This window comes from Limnofasciculus baicalensis BBK-W-15, assembly GCF_024178385.1.
GTDB lineage: Bacteria > Cyanobacteriota > Cyanobacteriia > Cyanobacteriales > Coleofasciculaceae > Limnofasciculus > Limnofasciculus baicalensis.
In genome coordinates this window covers 1-4,591 of sequence record NZ_JAMZMM010000429.1, presented here as the reverse complement: position 1 = coordinate 4,591, position 4,591 = coordinate 1, and the positions used below count along the sequence as shown (strand labels likewise).

The window sequence follows — 4,591 nt, the reverse complement described above, 5'->3', positions numbered from 1 at the left end:
CAATTGTGTAGTCTTGTGAATCCCGTAAGTCCCGATTGTGATTTTATCTTAAAGTGAGATGCTATGGAAGTCAAAATGAAAGCTAAATTGTTGCAATATTTAGTCAATCAAAATCAAAACTAATGCTTTACTATAACAGGTTTACTGGTAAGGACTGTAGTCTGGGCAGTTTCCACTAGCCTAATAATCAGTTTTTCAACTTCTCAGAGAGACTGCCCACCCTAGATTAAAATTACTGTCGCTTTAATTCCTGGAGTACCCTAAGTATTTCCTGATATGACTCTTCATTTCCCTGTTGTTTAAACAAATCAGCCGCTTTCTGGAAATCTTGTATTGCTCCTGCTTTGTCTCCTATTTGAGCGCGAATATCACCTCGGTTGGCGTAAGCTAATGCTAAGTTAGGATTAATCTGAATTGCTCGATCGAAATCTGCGATCGCACTCTTTTTATCTCCTAGTCTAGCATGAATAGCACCCCTGCTTAAGTAGGCATTGGCATAGTTAGGATTAATCTCAATTGCCCTGCTATAATCAGCAATTGCTCCTGAATTGTCTCCAAGGCGAGAGCGAGTAATACCCCGATTGTGGTAGGCATTGGCATAGTTAGGATTAATCTCAATTGCCCGACTATAATCAGCAATTGCTCCTTCTTTATCTCCTTGCCTATATCGAGTAACACCACGATTGTAGTAGGGATTAGCATCATTAGGATTAATCTCAATTGCCCGATTGTAATCGGATATCGCCCCCTCTGCGTCTCCTGAATCATCGCGAGTATTACCGCGCATAACGTAAGCTAAGGCATCGTTAGGATTAATCTCAATTGCTCGATTAAAATCTGCAATTGCTCCCTTTTTGTCTCCTCGATCGTATCGGCTAACACCCCGATTGTAGTAGGGATTAGCATCATTAGGATTAATCTGGATTGCTCGATTGTAATCAGATATCGCTCCCTCTGTGTCTCCTATTTGAGCGCGAACATTACCTCGATATAAGTAGGCTTTGGCATAGTTAGGATTAATCTCAATTGCCCGACTATAATCAGCAATTGATCCCTCTTTCTCTCCTAATCCATCGCGAGCAATACCGCGTACAACATATGCTTCCACATAGTTAGGATTAATCTGGATTGCTCTATCAAAATCAGATATAGCCCCTTCTGTCTCTGCTAATTGATAGCGAGCAATACCGCGCATGACATATGCTTCGGTATAGTTAGGATTAATCTCAATTGCTCGACTATATTCAGCGATCGCGCCCTTGCTGTCTCCTTGCTGAAAGAGAGTAATACCGCGATTTAAGTAGGTTTCGGTATCCTTTTCTTTTCCATCTTGACTATCTTTTAATAATTGCGGTACAGTTTCTCTGATTGATTGAGATCTCGCCAAATCTGTCCGATTCAGGATAGAGATTCCTTGAGACAGGATGACAGCAATAACGGTGTTAATCAGAATGCTTGAGAATCTTGGTTGCATAATTACCTTCCCAATCATGGAATTGGTTTAATATCAATTAAACGCCGTCGGTATCTGAAATCCCCACTGACTTAAGTCACGCATTGAAATGCTTGCTATGAATTAGTTTTGGGGTTTTCCGAACCACACCTTTAGCTTACCACTATTCATCTAGGCTTGACAGCTCATTATTTAACTCATTATTTGACTCAATGATTGACTCAGTAGCTCAGTTTAGTTTCATTTCAATTAAATCCAGTCGATATGCGAGATACGCACTGACTTCTTCGAGTATCGATTGACTTCTCATCGACTTTGGGGCGGAGATCGATTTAAAATTGTTGCAGTATCTAAACCAAATTTGAGTAATGCCGCGCTCCCTATTCATCCATGCCCAAGCCATTACCGCTGTCAAATCCTCCCTCCTGAGAAATGGCTTCCCTAGCCAGAAACTCCTGTCGGAAGAATTAGGCATCGCCCAATCGACTGTCAGTAACTTCCTCAATGGTAAACCTGTTGATTATGTGAATTTTATCGAAATTTGTCGCGCCTTGGGGCAGGAGTGGCGCGATATTGCTGACTTTCAGGATTATCCTCACTCCAAGGAGGTACAACAAGGGATTGGTTTCAATATTCTCATCAGCGAATCTTCCCTACAACTTCACTTAAGTCAACAATTACAAGATGCTTTAATTGCCGCTAATCATCATGTTTCTATTCCAGGGAAAAACACTCCTCTCAATTCCTCTCTCCAACAATCTGATTACTGGTTAATTTTAATATCTCAAGAATCTGTTATCAGTGAAATCTTATTAGAAGATGTGCGTCATGCCAAAGAATTGCACCAGATAACACCCCAAAAACCAGCCATTTTACCCATCTGTCTCGACTTAAATACTCCTCTTTCCTTTGACTTACTTCAACTTTTACAAGGAATTCAGCTATGGCAGTGGAATTGTACAGAAAATCCCTCAATTCTCATTTCTGAAATACTCCAAATCCTTACAGAATGCCGTACCTCTCTCCCCGCGAATCATAAATTAGCAGTGGAGTGGAGTGCAATTAGAAAGATAGGAAAAGAAGCAATAATTCCAACTTCAGAAACTCCTCTACCAGTCGCCGCACCGGAATTACCTGAAGGGCAAGTTGAATTAATATCTCATTTTTATATAAATCGTCTGCCTATCGAATCTTTATGTTATGAAACCATTAGCAAACCTGGTGCATTAATCCGGATTAAAGCACCCAGACAAATGGGTAAAACTTCCCTGATGGCACGGATTCTCCATCATGCGGAAAGGGAAGGTTCCCATAGTGTGGCATTAAGTTTACAACTGGCAAATCAGCGCGTATTTGCTAATTCGGATACTTTTTTACAGTGGTTTTGTGCCAGTATTAGTATGGAATTAGGACTACTAAATACTGAGCAATTAGCGAAGTACGCTCAGTTAGCTGAAATTATTGGTAGTAATCAAAGTTGTAAGGCTTATTTTGAACAGTATTTATTACCAGAAATTCCTACATCTATAACATTAGGGTTAGATGAAGTGGATCGAGTATTTCAATCTCCGGAAATTGCTGATGACTTTTTTGGATTATTGCGATCCCTCCACGAAGAAGCCAAGCGGCGCGATATTTGGAAAAAATTGCGGTTAGTGGTGGTTCATTCTACAGAAGTATATATTCCTTTAGATATAAATAAGTCTCCGTTTAATGTGGGTTTGCCGATTGAATTGCCAGAGTTTAATGGGCAACAGGTAGCAGAATTAGCGATACGCCATGGATTAGATTGGCCGACAAATCAAGTGGAACAATTGATGGAGTTAGTGGGAGGGCATCCCTATTTAATTCGATTAGCAATGTATAGAATAGCTCGTCATGGTGTTACACTAGAAGAATTATTAAAATCAGCTCCTACTGAGGCAGGTATTTACACGGATCATTTGCGACGACATTTGTGGAATCTGGAAAAGTATCCAGAATTGATAGTAGCGATGAGAGAAGTTGTGAGGGATTCTATTCCCGTTAGATTACCCTCAATCCACGCATTTAAGTTAAATAGTATGGGATTAGTGACATTACGCGGAAATGATTGTATGCCCAGATGTAAATTGTATCAGGATTATTTTTGCGATCGCCTTTTGTGATTTAGTATCTGTAGGGTGCGTTACCCTTGGGTAACAAACCACAATCGTTATCTGTGGTGTAGCTGTGCAAGCTATTCTCCTGATAAATCAGAGATATAAATTTGCCGCAAATCTTCGATATCTTGCACGACTTGTTGCAATTCTTTGTCCAAAAAATCGAAGTTTCTTGTCCAATCGATATCCGTTGCTACTAATTGCTATAACCGACAGAGAATAAATTCTCTGTCTTATAGCTTAAGTCCATTGAAATGGACTAATAATATATATTATTCAGTCGTCTAAAGACGACTTTAGCTATGAGACAGTGGCTGATAGCCACTGGCGGTTTTGGCAATTCGTCTTTATAGTTAGAATAATTATGTTTATAATTCATTATAACTAACTTGCGATCGCAGCTTGCTCCATTGCTAGCAAAGTTTTCTTCCATTCCCTACCCCAGCGATAGCCACCCAAATTGTTATTTTTTCCGACGACTCGATGGCAGGGAATTATCAAGGCTACTGGATTAGCGCCACAAGCATTACCTACAGCTCTAGCCGCTTTAGGATAACCAATAATTTCAGCAATTTCACTATAGGTGCTAGTCATACCATAAGGAATAGTTTGCAACGCCTGCCAAACTTGCCGCTGAAAGTCAGTACCCCTGACATCTAAGGGTAAATTAAGGGCGAATTCCTCACCGTTGATATAATTATTAATCCTATCAACCCATTTCCTGATTCCAGTGTCATCAAGATGAACAGTTACACCGGGATACTGAGCTAAAAATCCTGTCTTGATCACAGAATCATAATCACCTAAATTAACAGCACATATCCCTTGTTGAGTAGCTCCAACTACCAAACTACCCAGAGAAGAATCGACTATCGTGAAATTGATACGCATCCGATTATTTTCTCCTACAGACAGCCCATCTATTATTATATCAAAAGGATGAAGGATGAAGGATGAAGGATGAAGGATGAAGGATGAAGGATGAAGGATGAAGGAT

At 40.1% G+C, this 4,591-nt stretch carries 3 protein-coding genes; 1 reads left to right on the top strand and 2 read right to left on the bottom strand.

Going from position 1 to position 4,591, the window contains the following annotated elements:
• Positions 1 to 232: 232 nt before the first annotated feature.
• A complete protein-coding gene (locus NJ959_RS25950; protein WP_254014652.1) occupies positions 233 to 1,474 on the bottom strand; it encodes a tetratricopeptide repeat protein in 1,242 nt (413 codons plus the stop codon).
• 347 nt (positions 1,475 to 1,821) lie between these two features.
• On the opposite strand from NJ959_RS25950, the gene NJ959_RS25945 reads away from it, so the two are divergent.
• Positions 1,822 to 3,600 (top strand): AAA-like domain-containing protein, encoded by a 1,779-nt coding sequence (locus NJ959_RS25945; RefSeq protein WP_254014651.1) that lies wholly within the window; start codon positions 1,822 to 1,824, stop codon positions 3,598 to 3,600.
• Positions 3,601 to 3,978: 378 nt separating this feature from the next.
• Here NJ959_RS25945 and NJ959_RS25940 read toward each other — a convergent pair.
• The coding region (locus NJ959_RS25940; protein ID WP_254014650.1) for a methylated-DNA--[protein]-cysteine S-methyltransferase at positions 3,979 to 4,591 on the bottom strand (613 nt) is incomplete at its 5' end.

Excerpts from the sequence above, each read along its gene's own strand:
- NJ959_RS25950 (WP_254014652.1), bottom strand. The coding sequence starts at position 1,474 with ATGCAACCAAGATTCTCAAGCATTCTGATTAACACCGTTATTGCTGTC.
- NJ959_RS25945 (WP_254014651.1), top strand. The coding sequence starts at position 1,822 with ATGCCGCGCTCCCTATTCATCCATGCCCAAGCCATTACCGCTGTCAAA.